The organism is Aurantiacibacter sp. D1-12, assembly GCF_028858515.1.
Taxonomy (GTDB): domain Bacteria; phylum Pseudomonadota; class Alphaproteobacteria; order Sphingomonadales; family Sphingomonadaceae; genus Alteraurantiacibacter.
The window spans coordinates 14,260-32,396 of the sequence record NZ_JAPJZJ010000006.1 but is presented as its reverse complement, the minus strand read 5'-3'; the positions used below and the strand labels follow the sequence as shown (position 1 = coordinate 32,396).

10 protein-coding genes are annotated in these 18,137 nt (G+C 59.8%); 6 read left to right on the top strand and 4 right to left on the bottom strand.

The window, feature by feature from the left end; genetic code table 11:
- Positions 1 to 33: 33 nt before the first annotated feature.
- Positions 34 to 771: a hypothetical protein gene (locus OOZ52_RS12125; RefSeq protein WP_274698795.1), complete on the bottom strand. Its 738-nt coding sequence runs from the start codon at positions 769 to 771 to the stop codon at positions 34 to 36.
- Between the two features lie 261 nt (positions 772 to 1,032).
- On the opposite strand from OOZ52_RS12125, the gene rpoB reads away from it, so the two are divergent.
- The 4 genes from rpoB to OOZ52_RS12105 all read left to right on the top strand — a co-directional run bounded on the left by rpoB (position 1,033) and on the right by OOZ52_RS12105 (position 10,712).
- Positions 1,033 to 5,229 carry a DNA-directed RNA polymerase subunit beta gene (gene rpoB, locus OOZ52_RS12120; protein WP_274698794.1) on the top strand — a complete coding sequence of 1,399 codons (4,197 nt, stop codon included), beginning with the start codon at positions 1,033 to 1,035 and terminating at the stop codon, positions 5,227 to 5,229.
- A 69-nt stretch (positions 5,230 to 5,298) separates the two neighbouring features.
- Complete coding sequence (gene rpoC, locus OOZ52_RS12115; RefSeq protein ID WP_274698793.1) at positions 5,299 to 9,585, top strand: DNA-directed RNA polymerase subunit beta'; 4,287 nt, start codon at positions 5,299 to 5,301, stop codon at positions 9,583 to 9,585.
- Between the two features lie 86 nt (positions 9,586 to 9,671).
- Positions 9,672 to 10,175: a hypothetical protein gene (locus OOZ52_RS12110; protein ID WP_274698792.1), complete on the top strand. Its 504-nt coding sequence runs from the start codon at positions 9,672 to 9,674 to the stop codon at positions 10,173 to 10,175.
- A gap of 84 nt (positions 10,176 to 10,259) precedes the next feature.
- Positions 10,260 to 10,712, top strand: a complete 453-nt coding sequence (locus OOZ52_RS12105; protein ID WP_274698791.1) for a hypothetical protein — start codon at positions 10,260 to 10,262, stop codon at positions 10,710 to 10,712.
- A gap of 31 nt (positions 10,713 to 10,743) precedes the next feature.
- Here the strand turns inward: OOZ52_RS12105 and OOZ52_RS12100 are convergent, their stop codons facing one another.
- Positions 10,744 to 12,306 (bottom strand): hypothetical protein, encoded by a 1,563-nt coding sequence (locus OOZ52_RS12100; RefSeq protein WP_274698790.1) that lies wholly within the window; start codon positions 12,304 to 12,306, stop codon positions 10,744 to 10,746.
- Between the two features lie 116 nt (positions 12,307 to 12,422).
- Between OOZ52_RS12100 and OOZ52_RS12095 the strand changes: the two genes are divergently transcribed.
- Both OOZ52_RS12095 and OOZ52_RS12090 read left to right on the top strand, forming a co-directional pair.
- Positions 12,423 to 13,790 carry a glutamate--tRNA ligase gene (locus tag OOZ52_RS12095; RefSeq protein ID WP_274698789.1) on the top strand — a complete coding sequence of 456 codons (1,368 nt, stop codon included), beginning with the start codon at positions 12,423 to 12,425 and terminating at the stop codon, positions 13,788 to 13,790.
- A 127-nt stretch (positions 13,791 to 13,917) separates the two neighbouring features.
- Entirely contained in the window at positions 13,918 to 16,062 is a 2,145-nt protein-coding gene (locus OOZ52_RS12090; RefSeq protein WP_274698788.1) for a TonB-dependent receptor, read from the top strand.
- A gap of 395 nt (positions 16,063 to 16,457) precedes the next feature.
- On the opposite strand, the gene dcd is transcribed toward OOZ52_RS12090, so the two are convergent.
- Both dcd and OOZ52_RS12080 read right to left on the bottom strand, forming a co-directional pair.
- Positions 16,458 to 17,012 carry a dCTP deaminase gene (gene dcd, locus OOZ52_RS12085; RefSeq protein WP_274698787.1) on the bottom strand — a complete coding sequence of 185 codons (555 nt, stop codon included), beginning with the start codon at positions 17,010 to 17,012 and terminating at the stop codon, positions 16,458 to 16,460.
- Between the two features lie 132 nt (positions 17,013 to 17,144).
- Positions 17,145 to 18,023, bottom strand: coding sequence for an NAD-dependent epimerase/dehydratase family protein (locus tag OOZ52_RS12080; RefSeq protein WP_274698786.1), 879 nt, complete (start codon positions 18,021 to 18,023; stop codon positions 17,145 to 17,147).
- Between the last annotated feature and the right edge of the window lie 114 nt (positions 18,024 to 18,137).

Below are 18,137 nucleotides of genomic sequence, written 5' to 3'. Positions count from 1 at the left end.
GAGCGGGTGTAGCGGATGGTGAGGGGATTTTCCCTACCCGGCTAGTTTGGGAGCAGACTTCTTAACCCGTTCTTGGAGCCTTAGTCGCTCACGTGCCAGCGAGACGAATCTCTGATCGACCGCTTCGGAGAACTCGTCAGGTTTGACTTTGGATAGCAACCAATCATCGAGGGACAATCCAGCTTTCGCTGCTCGACGCTCCTCATAGTTGAGTTGCGCAACTGAGACATTGGACTTTCTGAGGGTTACTTGGGCATGCGCGTCAACAGTCGGGTAGAGAGGCGTCCGACGATTTCGCGGACGATTGTCGAAATTGAAATCCTCTGGATAGCTTGGATCGTGCTGGAATAGGATTCTGGATTGCTCGGCTGGCTTTGGAGTTATGTCTTGCAGTTTTCCGCCAAGGTCGCGCCAGACCGCGTGAAACTCGGCCGTCAGCATGACATTTGGCCATTCCCAGATAGTCCAACCAAACACGATGGATCCACCGTCGTGCCTCACTTTCTCGATAACGCCATCGCTACACCAGCCATACAGACCAAATGGATCGTCAACGACCGGCACATAAGCTGGCGTAGGCCCGCCGAGTTTCGCAGCGAAATCTACGATTTTATCAGTTATTGCGGGAGGTGTTGTTTCAGTTATCTCACCTGCTTGAGCGCGCTCAGAGGCGAGCTGCCTTTTTGACGCTTCGCGAATTTCGTCAAATGTCATCATCGGGCGCAAATATTCGTCACGTTTGATCCAGTCCACCCCATTGACCGAATCCAACACGGCTCCTATATAGCCGCCATCGCTGAAATGCTTCGAGCAAGGTGGGCCTTAACGCGGGGGTTCATCAAAGAACGGAAGCTTCGGCATCTGCGTGAGACAACTGGATCAAGGCTGCGAAGGCAGTGCTCCCAACCGGAGCGCGCCTGTTTGCGGCCTTTTTGGCGTCCGGCACCTCTCACGCGACCTTCCCGCACAGCTTGATTTATCAGCGCCGATACGCGTCGGCGCGCATACGCGAAGAAGAGGCCCGTCCTTATTATGGCGACCAAAGCGAAAGCTCCTGAACTCCAGGGTTCCAAGAAGAAGCGCATCCGCAAGATCTTCGGCGACATCCACGAAGCCGTGGAAATGCCGAACCTTATCGAGGTGCAGCGCGAAAGCTACGAACAGTTCCTGCGCTCCGATCCGGCGACCGACTATGTGTCCGGCCTGGAAAAGACGCTGCGCAGCGTTTTCCCGATCCGCGATTTCGCCGGGACTGCCGAACTCGACTTCGTGAATTACGAGCTTGAGCCGCCGAAGTACGACACCACCGAATGCCGCCAGCGCGGCATTACCTATGCAGCCCCGATGAAGGTGACGCTGCGCCTGATCGTGTTCGAAGTCGACCAGGAAACTGAAACCCGCTCCGTGCTCGATATCAAGGAGCAGGACGTTTATATGGGCGACATGCCGCTCATGACCGGGAACGGCACGTTCATCATCAATGGCACCGAGCGCGTGATCGTGAGCCAGATGCACCGTTCGCCGGGTGTGCTGTTTGACCATGACCGCGGCAAGACGCACTCTTCGGGCAAGTTCCTCTTCGCTGCCCGCGTTATTCCGTACCGTGGTTCGTGGCTCGATTTCGAATTTGACGCCAAGGACATCGTCAACGTGCGTATCGACCGCAAGCGCAAGCTGCCGGTCACCGCGCTGCTTTATGCACTGGGCCTCGATAGCGAAGAGATCCTCGATCACTTCTATGACAAGGTCACCTGGAAGCGTGCCGGTGGCAAGGGCAAGAAGAAGACTGGCGAGGGCTGGGAAATCCCGTTCGTCGCTGAAAGCTGGCGCGGTGCCAAGCCGGCCTTCGCGCTGGTTGATGCCAAGACCGGTGAAGAAGTCTTCCCGGCTGGCCAGAAGGTATCCCCTCGCGCTGCGAACAAGGCGGAAAAGGATGGTCTCAAGACCCTGCTGATCCCGACCGAGGAAATCTTCGGCCGTTACGCCAGCGCCGACCTGATCGACGAGAAGACCGGCCGCATCTACATCGAAGCGGGCGAGGAAGTCTCGCCGGAGAATCTCGAAAAGCTCGACGCTGCCGGTATCGACCAGCTCGAACTGCTCGACATCGACCATGTCACCACCGGTGCATGGATGCGCAACACGATGGCTGTCGACAAGGCAGAGAACCGCGAAGAAGGCCTCGAAGCCATCTACAAGGTGATGCGTCCGGGCGAACCGCCGACCAAGGAAACCGCGGAAGCGCTGTTCGAAGGCCTGTTCTTCGACGGCGAGCGCTATGACCTTTCCGCAGTTGGCCGCGTGAAGCTCAATATGCGTCTTGGCCTTGATGCCGAAGACACCGTCACCACTCTGCGCAAGGAAGACATCCTTGCTGTGGTGAAGGAACTTGTCGACCTGAAGGACGGCAAGGGCGAAGTCGATGACATCGACAACCTCGGCAACCGCCGCGTGCGTTCGGTGGGCGAGCTGCTGGAAAACCAGTACCGCGTCGGCCTGCTGCGCATGGAGCGTGCTGTGAAGGAGCGCATGAGCTCGGTCGACGTGTCGACTGTCATGCCGAATGACCTGATCAACGCGAAGCCTGCGGTTGCTGCCGTGCGTGAATTCTTCGGCTCTTCGCAGCTGTCGCAGTTCATGGACCAGACCAACCCGCTGTCGGAAGTCACCCACAAACGCCGCGTTTCGGCGCTTGGCCCGGGTGGTCTTACACGTGAGCGCGCTGGCTTCGAAGTCCGCGACGTTCATCCGACGCACTATGGTCGTATCTGCCCGATTGAAACGCCGGAAGGCCCGAACATCGGTCTGATCAACTCGCTGTCGACCTTCGCCCGCGTGAACAAGTACGGTTTCATCGAAACGCCGTACCGTTCGGTGAAGGACGGCAAGGTGTCGAAGGAGGTGAACTACCTCTCGGCGATGGAAGAGCAGAAGCACACCGTCGCGCAGGCATCGGCTGAAACCGACAAGAAGGGCCAGTTCGTCGAAGAGCTCGTCTCGGCGCGCCAGAACGGCGAGTTTGTGATGAGCCCGAACGAGCAAGTCACGCTGATGGACGTTTCGCCCAAGCAGCTCGTCTCGGTCGCCGCATCGCTCATTCCATTCCTGGAAAACGATGACGCCAACCGCGCGCTGATGGGATCGAACATGCAGCGTCAGGCTGTGCCGCTGGTCAAGGCCGAAGCGCCTTGGGTCGGTACCGGCATGGAAGAAACTGTTGCCCGCGACTCCGGTGCTGCGATCGGCGCGACCCGCGGCGGTATTGTCGACCAGGTTGACGCCACACGCATCGTGATCCGTGCCTCGGGTGAAGTCGATACGACGAACCCGGGCGTGGACATCTACACGCTGCAGAAGTTCCAGCGCTCCAACCAGAACACCTGCGTCAACCAGCGTCCGCTGGTGAAGGTGGGTGACGTGGTCGAGCAGGGCGACATCATCGCAGACGGTCCCTCGACCGACCTGGGTGAACTCGCACTCGGCAAGAACGCGCTCGTCGCCTTCATGCCGTGGAATGGCTACAACTATGAGGACTCCATCCTCATTTCCGAGCGTATCGTGAAGGACGACGTCTTCACCTCGATCCACATCGAGGAATTCGAAGTCATGGCTCGCGACACGAAGCTTGGCCCGGAAGACATCACCCGCGACATTCCGAACGTCGGCGAGGAAGCCCTGCGCAACCTCGACGAGGCGGGCATCGTCTACATCGGTGCCGAAGTGCACCCGGGCGACATTCTGGCCGGCAAGATCACGCCGAAGGGCGAAAGCCCGATGACGCCGGAAGAAAAGCTGCTGCGCGCCATCTTCGGTGAAAAGGCCAGCGACGTGCGCGACACCTCGCTCCGCCTGCCGCCGGGCGTTGCAGGGACCGTCGTGGAAGTCCGCGTCTTCAACCGTCACGGTATCGAAATTGATGACCGTACGCGCGCCATCCAGAACGAGGAAATCGAACGCCTCAAGAAGGATAGCGAAGACGAGCGCAACATCCTCAACCGCGCGACCTACAACCGCCTTGCAGAAATGCTCGACGGCCAGACCGCTTCTGCCGCGCCGAAAGGCGTGAAGAAGGGCACCAAGATCGATGCGTCGGTTCTGGAAGGTGTCGACAAGCGCGATTGGTTCAAGTTCGCCGTTGCCGATGACAACATGCAGGCTCAGCTCGAAGCTGTGAAAGGCCAGTATGATGAAGCGGTAAAGGCCATCAAGGACAAGTTCGAGGACCGCAAGGAGAAGCTTGAGCGTGGTGACGAGCTCGCTCCGGGCGTGCTCAAGATGGTCAAGGTCTTCGTTGCCGTGAAGCGCAAGCTGCAGCCGGGCGACAAGATGGCCGGCCGTCACGGTAACAAGGGTGTGATTTCGCGCATCCTGCCGGAAGAAGACATGCCGTTCCTCGAAGACGGTACGCCGGTCGATATCGTGCTCAACCCGCTGGGCGTGCCTTCGCGCATGAACGTCGGGCAGATCTTCGAAACCCACCTCGGTTTCGCAGCGCGTGGCCTTGGCCACCAGATCGCCGAGCAGCTCGACGAATGGCGTGCAGCCAATCCCGACATCACGGCAGGCAAGCCGCCTGCCGCGCTCGTGGACAAGCTGAAGGACGTCTACGGCGAGCAGTATCACGGTGACATCACCAGCCGCACCAACGAAGAGCTGGCCGAACTCGCCGGAAACCTGCGCGCAGGTGTTCCGATGGGCACTCCGGTGTTCGACGGCGCGAACGAAGGTGACGTGACCGACATGCTGCTGAAGGCAGGCTACGATTCATCGGGCCAGTCGACACTGTATGACGGCCGCACCGGTGAAGCGTTTGACCGCAAGGTGACCGTGGGCGTGATCTACATGCTCAAGCTGCACCACCTGGTCGACGACAAGATCCACGCCCGCTCGATCGGCCCGTACTCGCTTGTCACCCAGCAGCCGCTGGGCGGTAAGGCGCAGTTCGGTGGCCAGCGCTTCGGTGAGATGGAGGTCTGGGCACTCCAGGCCTACGGCGCCGCCTACACCTTGCAGGAAATGCTGACGGTCAAGTCGGATGACGTGATCGGCCGTACCAAGGTCTACGAAGCGATCGTCAAGGGTGACGATACCTTCGAAGCCGGCATTCCGGAGAGCTTCAACGTTCTCGTCAAGGAAATGCGCTCGCTGGGCCTCAACGTCGAACTCACCAGCCTGACGGATGGCACCGATGACGACGATGACGATCCTGCGCTGATGGCAGCTGAATAACAGGGGTCAGGCGGCCCCACGGGTCGCCTCCCCGCCAACCCCTGTTAATCCCCCCAAGGGAAGTGAAAAATGAACGAACTGACCAAATTCACCAACCAGCTCTCCAAGCCGGAGACGTTTGACCAGATCCAGATCGGTCTTGCCTCGCCCGAGCGCATTCGCAGCTGGTCCTTCGGCGAAATCAAGAAGCCGGAAACGATCAACTACCGCACGTTCAAGCCGGAACGTGATGGCCTGTTCTGCGCGCGCATCTTCGGTCCGGTGAAGGATTACGAGTGTCTGTGCGGTAAGTACAAGCGCATGAAGTACAAGGGCGTCGTCTGCGAAAAGTGCGGCGTTGAAGTCACCGTCACCAAGGTGCGTCGTGAGCGCATGGGCCACATCGAGCTTGCTGCTCCGGTTGCGCACATCTGGTTCCTGAAGTCGCTGCCCTCGCGCATCGGCCTGCTGCTCGACATGCAATTGAAGCAGCTCGAGCGCGTGCTGTACTTCGAAAGCTACATCGTCACCGAGCCGGGCCTGACCCCGCTGGAGAAGTTCCAGCTGCTCACTGAAGACGAGCTTCTGGAAGCACAGGACGAGTACGGCGAAGACGCCTTTACCGCCGGCATCGGTGCCGAAGCAGTCAAGCTGATGCTGATGGACCTCGACCTTGAACAGGAACGTGCGGATCTGCTCGAAGAGCTGGAAACCACTAAGTCCAAGCTCAAGCCTGCCAAGATCATCAAGCGTCTGAAGGTCGTTGAAAGCTTCATCGATTCGGGCAACCGTCCGGAATGGATGATCCTTGAAGTCGTGCCGGTCATTCCGCCCGAACTGCGCCCGCTGGTGCCGCTGGACGGTGGCCGTTTCGCGACCTCGGATCTCAACGATCTCTATCGCCGTGTGATCAACCGTAACAACCGCCTGAAGCGCCTGATGGAGCTGCGCGCGCCGGACATCATCGTCCGCAACGAAAAGCGCATGCTGCAGGAAGCTGTCGATGCGCTGTTCGACAACGGTCGCCGCGGCCGCGTGATCACGGGTGCCAACAAGCGTCCGCTGAAGTCGCTTTCCGACATGCTCAAGGGCAAGCAAGGCCGCTTCCGCCAGAACCTTCTGGGTAAGCGCGTCGACTATTCGGGCCGTTCGGTCATCGTGACCGGCCCTGAGCTTAAGCTGCACCAGTGCGGTCTGCCCAAGAAGATGGCGCTCGAACTGTTCAAGCCGTTCATCTACGCTCGCCTCGATGCGAAGGGTCTCTCGATGACCCTCAAGCAGGCGAAGAAGTGGGTCGAGAAAGAACGCAAGGAAGTCTGGGACATCCTTGACGAAGTGATCCGCGAGCACCCGGTTCTTCTGAACCGCGCGCCGACGCTTCACCGTCTTGGCATCCAGGCGTTCGAGCCGGTGCTGATCGAAGGCAAGGCCATCCAGCTGCACCCGCTCGTCTGCTCGGCCTTTAACGCCGACTTCGACGGTGACCAGATGGCTGTCCACGTTCCGCTGAGCCTCGAAGCCCAGCTGGAAGCGCGCGTGCTGATGATGTCGACCAACAACATCCTCTCGCCTGCCAACGGTAAGCCGATCATCGTTCCTTCGCAGGACATGGTTCTGGGTCTCTACTACCTTTCGATGGACCGCGAAGGCGAGCCGGGCGAAGGCAAGGTGCTGGCCGATATCGACGAGGTGCATCAGGCGCTTTACGTCGGTGCGGTTACGCTGCACTCGAAGATCCACACCCGCGTTCCGCAGACGGATGAGAACGGCAAGGAATACATGGCGCGCGTGGAAACCACGCCGGGCCGCATGCTGATCGGCGAATGCCTGCCGAAGTCGCACACCGTTCCCTATGACGTGGTGAACCGCCTTCTGACGAAGAAGGAAATCGGTGACGTGATCGATCAGGTCTACCGTCACACCGGTCAGAAGGACACGGTGCTGTTTGCCGATGCCATCATGGCGCTTGGCTTCCGCCACGCGTTCAAGGCCGGCATCTCGTTCGGTAAGGACGACATGATCATTCCGGACAGCAAGAACGGCATGATCGAAGAAACCAAGGCGCTGGTTGCCGATTACGAGCAGCAGTACCAGGATGGCTTCATCACCCAGCAGGAAAAGTACAACAAGGTGATCGACGCGTGGTCGCGTTGCGGTGACCAGGTTGCGAACGCCATGATGGACGAGATTAAGGCGATGCCGAAGGACGACGATGGTCGTCAGGCGGAAATCAACTCGATCTACATGATGAGCCACTCGGGCGCGCGTGGTAGCCCCGCGCAGATGAAGCAGCTTGCCGGTATGCGCGGCCTCATGGCCAAGCCGTCGGGCGAGATCATCGAAACCCCGATCATCTCGAACTTCAAGGAAGGTCTGACCGTTCTTGAATACTTCAACTCGACCCACGGCGCGCGTAAAGGCTTGGCCGACACCGCTCTTAAGACGGCAAACTCGGGTTACCTGACCCGCCGTCTCGTCGACGTGTCGCAGGACTGTGTCATCGTGGAAGAGGACTGCAAGACCAAGAACGCGCTGGACATGCGTGCCATCGTTCAGGGCGGCTCGGTTATCGCCTCGCTCGGCGAACGTATCCTTGGCCGTACGGTTGCCGAAGACATCATCAATGCCAGCACCGACGAAGTCATCGTCAAGGCCGGCACGATGGTGGACGAAGCGCTGGTGAAGGAAATCGAGGAGGCCGAAGTACAGGTCGCCAAGATCCGTTCGCCGCTCATCTGTGAAGCCGAGCAGGGCGTTTGCGCGACCTGTTATGGCCGTGACCTTGCTCGCGGTACGCCGGTGAACATCGGTGAAGCTGTCGGCGTTATCGCCGCACAGTCGATCGGTGAGCCGGGCACCCAGCTGACCATGCGTACCTTCCACATCGGTGGTGCGGCGCAGGTGAACGAAACCAGCCACCTCGAAAGCATCTCGGACGGTAAGGTCGTGTACCGCGACATGCCGACGATCACCGACAAGAAGGGCCGTCGCCTTTCGCTCGCCCGCTCGGGCGAAATGGTCGTGGTCGATAACGAAGGCCGCGAACGCGCCATCCACCGTGTGCCTTACGGTACTGTCCTGATGTTCAAGGACGGCGCCAAGGTTAAGGAAGGCGATCGTCTGGCAGAGTGGGATCCGTTCACCCTGCCGATCATCACCGAACAGGCGGGTACCGTCCGCTACCAGGATCTTGTCGAAGGCAAAACACTGGAAGAGCGTGTGGACGATGCCACCGGTATCGCCCAGCGTGTGGTGACCGAATACCGCGCCACGGGTCGTTCGAAGAAGGAAGACCTGCGTCCGCGCCTGACTTTCCTTGGTGAAGACGATGCCAAGGGCAAGGGCAAGACCAAGAAGGGCGAAGAAACCGAAGCACAGCGTTACATGCTGGCTCCGGGCACGACGCTCTCGGTTGAAGACGGTCAGGAAGTCGAAGCGGGTGACATCCTTGCGCGTGCATCGCGTGAAGCTGCCAAGACGCGCGACATCACCGGTGGTCTGCCGCGTGTTGCCGAGCTGTTTGAAGCGCGCATTCCGAAGGATGCTGCCGTGATCGCCAAGATCTCCGGCCGGATGGAATTCATCCGTGACTACAAGGCGAAGCGCAAGATCGCGATCGTTCCGGAAGAGGGCGATCCGGTCGAATACCTGGTTCCCAAGACCAAGGTGATCGACGTGCAGGAAGGCGACTTTGTGAAGAAGGGCGATACGCTCATCTCCGGTTCGCCGAACCCGCATGACATTCTGGAAGTTCTCGGCATCGAGGCGCTCGCAGAGTACCTCGTGAACGAGATCCAGGAAGTCTACCGACTGCAGGGCGTGAAGATCAACGACAAGCACATCGAGGTGATCGTTCGCCAGATGCTGCAGAAGGTCGAGATCACTTTCGGTGGCGACACCACGCTGCTTCCGGGCGAGCAGGTCGATCTGGAAGAAATGAACGAAGCCAATGCCAAGCTTGCCCCGCGCAAGAAGAAGGCCGAAGGCACGCCGATCCTGCTCGGGATCACCAAGGCGAGCCTGCAGACGCGCTCGTTCATCTCCGCCGCTTCGTTCCAGGAAACCACCCGCGTGCTCACGCAGGCTGCGGTGGAAGGCAAGAAGGACACGCTGATCGGTCTCAAGGAGAACGTGATCGTGGGCCGCCTGATCCCGGCTGGCACGGGTGCCGGCATGAACCGCATGCGCGTGACGGCTTCGTCGCGCGACGCGGCCATCCGCGCCAAGTACAAGAAGGAGCAGGAAGCTCTCGCTGCCGCAGAGGAAGAAGAGGCAGCCGATGCCCCGATGTCCGAAGAGGAAATGGCAGCAGCAATGGCCGCAGCCGCACCGGCTCCGGCGGAAGAACCCAAGGCAGAGGATGGTGGCGAGGAATAAGCCCTCGTTCATCAGCGCTGGCTGACAAAGGCCCCGGGAGTTCACGCTTCCGGGGCTTTTTGTTTGTGGGGCTGATGGAGAAAGAAATGCGCAAGTCGTTGCTGGCCTTCACAGCGACTATAATGCTCTTCGGGTGTGGAGAGGACGCTTCGCGATCAGCCCAGGTGTCGCATGATGAAGCAGGCGCAGGTCGTATTGCCGCAGTCACAGCGCCCGAAACGCTCGCTGGTGATTGGCGCGTTGTGGCAATCAATGGCGAGGTTCTGCGCGAGACCGAGATCGTCAATCTGTCGGCTGACGAGAGCGAGATATGGTGGGAGCCGCGTTGTGCCGGTTTCGTCCGGCAATACGTCATCGAAGGCAATCGGCTGCTACTAGATCCGGTTTCGTCAGACGTGCCTCGGGAAGTCGATGGTCCGCCGATGCCGCCGCCACCTGTCTGCTTGGTCGCGCACCCTCCACGCCTCTCGGACATTGCGGAGATTTTCCACGAGGCCGATCATGTCCAGCAGACACAGAGCGATATCGTCGGCCCTTCGGGATTGATAATCTCAGGCGACCGGGGCAGCATTTTTATGTCTCCCCAATAATTATCGCTATTGCGAAGCATTCGCATTGCAATAGCGAACCGAAGCGTTATCATTTTTGCGAATCAATCGCAAAAGAAGGTTCGCATGTCCGAGAAACGCCCAAATTCCCGTGAGGCCCGTGCCGGTTCGGCTCGCAGTGCAGCTATTATCGAGCAATTGGCGCAGCCGCTCCGCCTTGCGTACCAAAGTCCTCGTGCAGTCCGGATTGTGATGGCGATCCGTCTGATTGCGCTGTGCGCGCAGAACGGCCGCGATCCCGTTGGGGAGCTGACATGCCAGATCGGCTCGGTCCCCGCAGCGCGTGCGGTGCTGGAACTTGCTGACTGTGCGGGGCAGGCATGGCCGGAGAATGTGCAGGTCTTCAAACCGTGTTGCTGCATGGTCAGCCCGGATGAGAATACCTTCGTTGGCATGATCAATGCGGCTCTTGCCGGTGACCGCGCCGCATTCACCCGCACGATCGAAGGTTTCATCTCCCGCAACCAGCATGACCGTCTCTACGCTCATGCGGTGGAAGCGGTGGCGCTCCTGCCCTGAGGGCGCGCCACCGTACGTTCCGCTCCGCCGATCAGCGGTTACGGCGACGCTCCCGCCGCCTTTCGCGTACTTCATCACGCGTCGGGATCAGTTCGCGAAGTTCCACAATCACCTCGTCCGCAGGAATGAACAGCAGGTCGTCCGTATGCGGATCGCCGGGATTGACGAAGCGCGCCCAACCGGTCGTGATCGCTCCGCCATAGGCCGGACGTGGTTGACCAAGAAGCATGGTGAAGCCCTGATAGCCCCGCTCTTGCGCCTGCAAGGCGGCGTGCAGCATGATCGAATCGATCGAGGAATAAGGGCTGCCCTGTGCGGAAATTGCCCACTGGCCGTCTTCGTCTGCCTCATCCGCCATCAGGCGTGACCGCTCGAGTCTCCACGTGTGGCTGGCACGATCTTCAAACTCGTCCACCTGCGCATAGTTCACGATCAGATTGAACAGACTATCGTTGTCGGTATCGTTCTGCAGCTCGATCGCCATCAGGTCATCGTAGCGTCGCTGCCACATCTCGTTGCCCGATAGCGCCAGCGAACCGAATAGCTCTTCGGGCGCCGCGCCTTCGCGCAAGCGGTCGGTCATCGCCAGAACTGCGCCAAAACTAGGCGCGGTCCACTGCGAACGGGCGGCAAACATGCGGCGTGCCATTTCCAGATCGCCCTCTTCTTCCATCTCGACAATGGAGAAGAAGTCGAGCAGCTCGACCACAGCCGCCTGATTGTCCTCCGGCTGGCCGCGATTGGTGCGCTCACTCATGTTGCGACGAGCGAACTGGGCGCGATCGCGTGCTTCGCTCCAGTTGTCAGCCAGACCATGCGCCACAGCGGCGCGCGCATAGGGCAGCGAACCGGTGTTCTCGGTCGCGATGCCTTCCAGCGTTGTAATCAGCGCTTCGTTGGCTGCGGCAGAATCCCCGAAACGGCCGACTTCATCGAGAGCGGCTGCATAACCGACCATAAAGACCGGCATGATCGCCGCTTCGCTGGAAAGCTTGATGTCCGCTTCCGGCGAAAGATCTCGCACAAAGCGGCTGTAGGTGTCGGAGAACAGGCTTGGCACGAAGCTGTATTGCATGTCTGCGATGTTCGCGAGTGAGGTGTCGCGCGCCAATTCCGGATTGCCCATGCGCAAATGTGCCGCAGCGGCGATGTTGTTGAAACTGAGTCCCATTGAACGGTCGAAATATGGGTTGCCGGCAAGTTCGGCCGCCTCTGCCTCGGCCCGGGCGATCTCGACATCGGTCAGTGCGCCGGCATAGTCCTCTGCCTCGATCCGGTGCAGCGCGCGTGCCAGGATCAGCGGTATACGGCGGACCGGGTTGCCTTCGCCATCTTCGCCGTCGATCAGCTGGGTGCACGCATCGACCCCGCGCTGGCCGAACCAGCGTGCGCTGGGCGTAGGTGTTTCGGGCGAGGGAGCGAACAGGCCTAGCAGCGTGATTGCACCCAGGAAGCGGGCGAATTGCTCACCCCCGGTCATATTGTTCGGTTCACCGTCGCAGCGAAGATATAGCGATGGCTCCCGCTGCGCATGGGCAGCGGTCGATGTGAATGCGCAGGCCGCCATCGCCGCCGCAGCAACTAGCTTTTTCATGATTGTGCGTCCCCTAGGTTTGATCCCTGCGGCTAACCATTAAGAATTGCGAGGAAAATTCAAGTGGCCTTGCACCATGCTTGTGGGTTGCGCGCCACACGTCTAACCGGACCAGCATGACCACGATTACCCGTTTCGCGCCTTCGCCAACCGGCACGCTGCATGTCGGCAATATCCGCACGGCACTGCACAACTGGATGCTCGCCCGGAAGAGCGGTGGACGCTTTATATTGCGGATCGACGATACCGATGCGGCGCGGAGCGAGGAGCGTTTTGTCGAGGCCATCCGTGCCGATCTCGATTGGTTGGGGCTGGCACCCGACGGGGAAGAACGCCAGTCCGCGCGGCTGGACCTGTATGATACCGCATTCGAAAAGCTCAAGGCGGCGGGCCGCGTCTATCCGGCTTACGAAACCCAGCAGGAACTGGAACTGAAGCGCAAGATTCAGCTGGGGCGTGGTTTGCCCCCGATCTATGATCGCGGTGCGCTCAAACTGTCGGACGAAGAGCGGGCAGCGAAAGAGGCGGAGGGTATTGCCCCGCACTGGCGCTTCAAGCTCGACCATGAAGAGATCATCGACTGGGAAGACGGCATTCGCGGACCGCAGAAGTTCGATCCGGCACAGCTGTCCGATCCGGTGATCCGCCGCGCCGACGGGTCCTGGCTCTACATGCTGCCGAGCGCGGTCGACGACATCGACATGGGCATTACCGATGTGCTGCGCGGGGAAGACCACGTCTCCAACACCGCGGTGCAAAAGCAGATGTTCGACGCTCTGCATGATGTCGGTTTCGATCATAGCGAATGCCCGGTCCACGATGCCTGCCCGCATTTCGCGCATGAGGCGTTGCTGGTGGGCAAGGAAGGGAAGCTGTCCAAGCGGCTCGGTTCGCTGGGCTGTGACGCTTTCCGGGAGCAGGGCATCGAACCCGAAGCACTCATCGCCATGCTGGCGCGACTGGGCACATCGCTGCCGGTCGAACCGATTGCCGATCGCGATGTCCTGCTGCAAACATTCGACCTTTCCACCTTCGGCCGCGCCCCTGCCAAGTTCGACCATGCAGAGCTGGAACGGGTGAACACCGCGATTGTCCATGCGATGGAGTTCGCCGAAGTGGCGGATCGACTGCCTGAAGGGATCGATGCTGCCGGTTGGCACGCCATCCGGCCGAACCTGACAACAGTCGGAGAGGCAGCAGAGTGGTGGCAGTTGGTGGTCGGGCCGATTGACGCTCGCGCGTTTGATGAGGACGACCGCACCTATCTCGCCGAGGCTGCCGAGATGCTCGCCTGGAGTGAAACCCCGTGGCAGGATCTGACCGGAGCACTCAAGGAAGCTACGGGACGCAAGGGCAAGGCGTTGTTCCTTCCGCTGCGGCAGGCGTTGACGGGCAAGGATCATGGCCCGGACATGGGTGAGCTGCTCCCGCTGATCGGTGAGGATCGCGCACGCGAACGCCTGAAGAGCGCTGCCGCAGACTGATTTTCGACGCAGTTCGTCGGCTCTGCATCGCATTTTGGCGAATCTTGCCGGTATTCACTTGACGGTCAGAGGAAGATCGCTAGGTCGTGCGATGTTACATCGTTACCTCATTCAGGAAACTACCCTCATGATCCGTAATTCCGTACTTCTCCTCGCGAGTGTTGCCCTCCCGCTGCCGGTTCTGGCGCAGGATGCACCGCAAGATAATGCACCTGAAACAACGGATCGCGCGGAGCCGTCGAATGACGACTTTCATGGCGTCATCTATGTGACCGCCGCCGGTGTCGACCGGCTGGACGTGATCGCGGGCACCTCTGTGATCAACGGTATCCAGTTGCAGCGTGAAAGCGCCGGGCAGGTGGGTGACATTCTGGTCAATGTGCCGGGTGTAACTTCCAGCAGCTTTGCCCCGGGTGCCGCGCGGCCGATCCTGCGCGGCCTTGGTGGTGACCGCGTGCGGGTCCTTAACGATGGTATCGGCACGCTTGATGCCTCGGGAGCATCGGATGACCACGCTGTTTCCGCCGACCCGCTGATTGCCGAGCGTATCGAAGTGCTGCGGGGCCCTGCAGTGCTGCTTTACGGCAGCCAGGCGATTGGCGGTGCGGTGAATGTCGTGTCGAAGCGAATCCCGCCTGCGCCGCTGGACGAGCCGCTCCACATTGACCTGCTCGCCGGTACAGATACCGCCACGGGCCTTTGGGAAGGTGGCGTCTCTATCGATGCTGCGATCACGCCGAACATCGTGTTCCACGTCGATGGCTCCTATCGCAATACTGACGATATCGAGATTCCGGGCTTCGCTGCTTCGGACATTCTGCGCGCAGACCTGCTAGCCGATGCAGCCGAAGAAGAGGAAGAAGGCGAATTCGAGGAAGCCGAAGAGCTGCGCGAAGCTGCCAATGTGCGCGATGTACTGCCCAACAGCTACAGCGAAACTTGGTCTGCCGGCGCGGGCGTTGCGTTCTTCTCGGGCGGCCACAACTTCGGTGTCAGCTTTGACTATTACGACACAACATACGGCGTCCCGGGCGCTCCGGGCGTTGGCCATCATCACGGTGAGGAAGAAGGTGAAGAAGGAGAGGCCGAAGAGGAAGGCGAAGAAGCGGTATCCATCGGCCTGCGCCGATATCGTGGTGATTTCCGCGCCGATATCGATCTTGGCTCCGGCTTCTTTGATCGCTTGCAGACGCGGATCGGCATCTCCGATTACAGCCATACCGAATTCGAAGGTGACGAGGTTGGCACCGTGTTCAACATCGCCGGCGTCGAAGGCCGCACCGAACTGGTGCAGACCCGCCAGGGTGGCTGGGGCGGCTCAATCGGCGCGCAATTCTCCGCCGTGGATTTCGAGGCCGTAGGGGCCGAAGCCTATATCCCGCCCAACAACGTGGAAAATTTCGCTCTGTTCACGCTGCAGGAAATCGATCTCGACCGGTTTGAAGTCGAAGCCGGCGCGCGTTTCGAAACGACCGAGCTGGAAGCGAGCACGCTGGGCCTCACACGCAGTTTCGATACCTTCTCCGCATCTATCGGTGGCGGCGTGGTGCTGTTCGATGATTTCCGTCTCGGGCTCAACCTCTCACGCACGGAGCGCGCGCCGACTGCTGCGGAACTGTTCGCCGAAGGTCCGCACATTGCCACCCAGCAATTCGAGGTCGGCGATACCACGCTCGACGTCGAATCCAGCCTTGGCGGTGAGCTCTACCTGCGCGGCGAAGTGGGCGAGGTGAAGATCAACGCCAGCGTCTATCGCAACTGGTTTGATGACTTCATTTTCCTGGCTGCTACCGGTAACGAGGAAGACGATCTTCCGGTGTTCCAGTTCGGCCAGCAGGATGCCGACCAGTGGGGCGCGGAGGCGCAGATCACCTTCCCGCTTATCGAGGCGAACACGTTCTCGTTGCTCGGCGACGTGCGCGGTTCCTACACTCGCATCGAGTTGGATGACGGTACCAACGCTCCGCGCGTCCCGCCGCTCAGCCTCTACGGCGCATTGGAAGCGCGCACCGGTCACTTCGACATTCGCGGTGAAGTTGAATGGTATGACAGCCAGAACAAGGTAGCCGCGTTCGAAACCCCGACAGAGAGCTTCGCATTCGTGAATGCCTCAATCGCATGGCACCCGTTCGAAGGCCGCGAGAACTTCACGCTGCTGGCACAGGTGGACAACGTGTTCGACACCGAAGGCCGCCGCCACTCGAGCTTCACGAAAGACTTCGTGCCGCTGCCGGGGCGGAATTTCAGGCTGACGGCTAGGGCGAGCTTCTGATTCTCGCGGGAATTTTTGTCTCATGAAGCGGCCTCCGCCGCTTCGTCCTCGGTGCTATTCGCTCCGCTCCGCTGCGCGGCACCTGCGGTCGCCCGGTCGGGCTCTGTCGTTCGCTAGTCGCGCCCGAGGCAAGCGCGATGCTGTCAGCTTTCACCAAGAACCTTGCCCTAGTTTGCTACCGTGTCGCGGAGCTCGCTCGGCGACTAGCCGAGGGCAAGGGCGACTGCCCGCCCGCAGCGGGCACGCAGCGAAGCGAAGTGCATCTAGCGAGGACGCACCGACGGAGGTCGGTGCGAAAAACAAACAACTCGCGGAAACTTGGCTCAGCGATTGCAACCGTGCCCTCCACCCCTCGCCTCGCGAGCGGTCCCGCCGCTCCCGCTGTGGGGGAGGATTTACAACCTCGGCAGAGTCACCCCCCGCTGCCCCATATATTTTCCAGCCCTGTCGGCGTAGGTCACTTCGGGGCGTTCGTTGCCCTGCAGGAAAAGGAACTGGCACGCGCCTTCGTTGGCGTAGATCTTGGCGGGGAGCGGCGTGGTGTTGGAGAATTCCAGCGTCACATGGCCCTCCCAGCCGGGCTCCAGTGGGGTCACGTTCACGATAATCCCACAACGGGCATAGGTGCTCTTGCCAAGGCAGATCACCAGCACATCGTCAGGGATGCGGAAGTATTCTACCGTGCGCGCGAGCGCGAAGGAGTTTGGCGGAATGATGCAGACATCGGTCTGCCGGTCGACCAGCGAATTCCCGTCGAAGTTCTTGGGATCCACCACCGCGCTATCGACATTGGTGAAGATCTTGAACTCGTCCGCCACTCGCGCGTCATACCCGAACGAGCTGACGCCGTAGGAGATACACCCATCACGCCGCTGCGCCTCGACGAAAGGCTCGATCATGCCGTGCTGCGTCGCTTGTTCGCGAATCCACTTGTCTGAGAGAATGGTCATGCACGAGAGATTCCCGAACGTGGGCTCGGGGGCAAGGGCTCCGCGTGCTTATCCCCTGCGCACCTCAACTCAGAGTCTGGGATAGCGGTTGAAAGTGGGCAGATCCGCGATCAACTTGTGCTTCGAGATCGGCTAGTCGAGAAAGCCTGATTGTTCAAAGTCGGTAATCAAAGGTTTCCAGCCAGTAGTGCATCTGAGTTTCTGGTTCGACATTTGCTGATCTAGCGTAGGGCCTTCGGCCCATGCGCCATGCTCAGCTACAACTTCTTCGACGTTGCGTACTGTCAAGTTTGCCGAACAACCATGGGCCTGCGCGATCGCGGAAACGATCTTGCCAACTGGGATGCCAGTCTCTGCCGCAGCATTGAAATGTCCGATCAGTTCCGGGCGCTCAACGAGATCACAGTAAGCTCTCGCCAAATCGGATCGCTCAATCAGCGGCCAACGTGTGTTGATGCTGCCCCAAACTTCGATTTCATGACCTGCTCTCGCTGCAGTTGAGAACCGCTCAAATACTCCGCCACCATCAGAATGGTAAACCATCGCAGGATGTACAACGGCCGTTGACATGCTTGGAGCCCTCAAGAGTTCCCTGCTGTGCGCAACCATCCAAGCAAATGGCTTGAGCGGCTTAAATGGTCTATTCTCTGTAGCAATCAGATTGCCAGTTTGCCCATAGAGCCAGCAACCTCCAGTATAGATCATTCGCAATTTCTTAGATCGAGTCCTAGCGGCTTCAATCAACGCTGACATTGCAACCCAATCCACATTGCTCATATCATCGCCAAAGGTTGCGGCGACCTGTATGACTGCATCACTCACAGCAGCGTGATGTAGCCATTGCTTAGGGTTTTCTAGGCGGCCTCTCACTGGCTTCACTCCGCACGACAAAAGCTTTTTGTCCGCAGCAAGTGAACGACTCAATCCGGTCGCTTGGTGCCCCCTAAGATGTAGCTCACGGGCAATTGCCGTTCCAATGGAACCAGTGCCGCCAAGAACAAAAACCTCCACTAATCGCCTCTATAGTTTGCTCCGCAGATCGCAGCCTACAACCTCAACCAAACTTGAGATCAAGCGTCAGTTTTCAGGTGAACTGCGGGCATGGGGGCGGCAGCCTCAACCAAA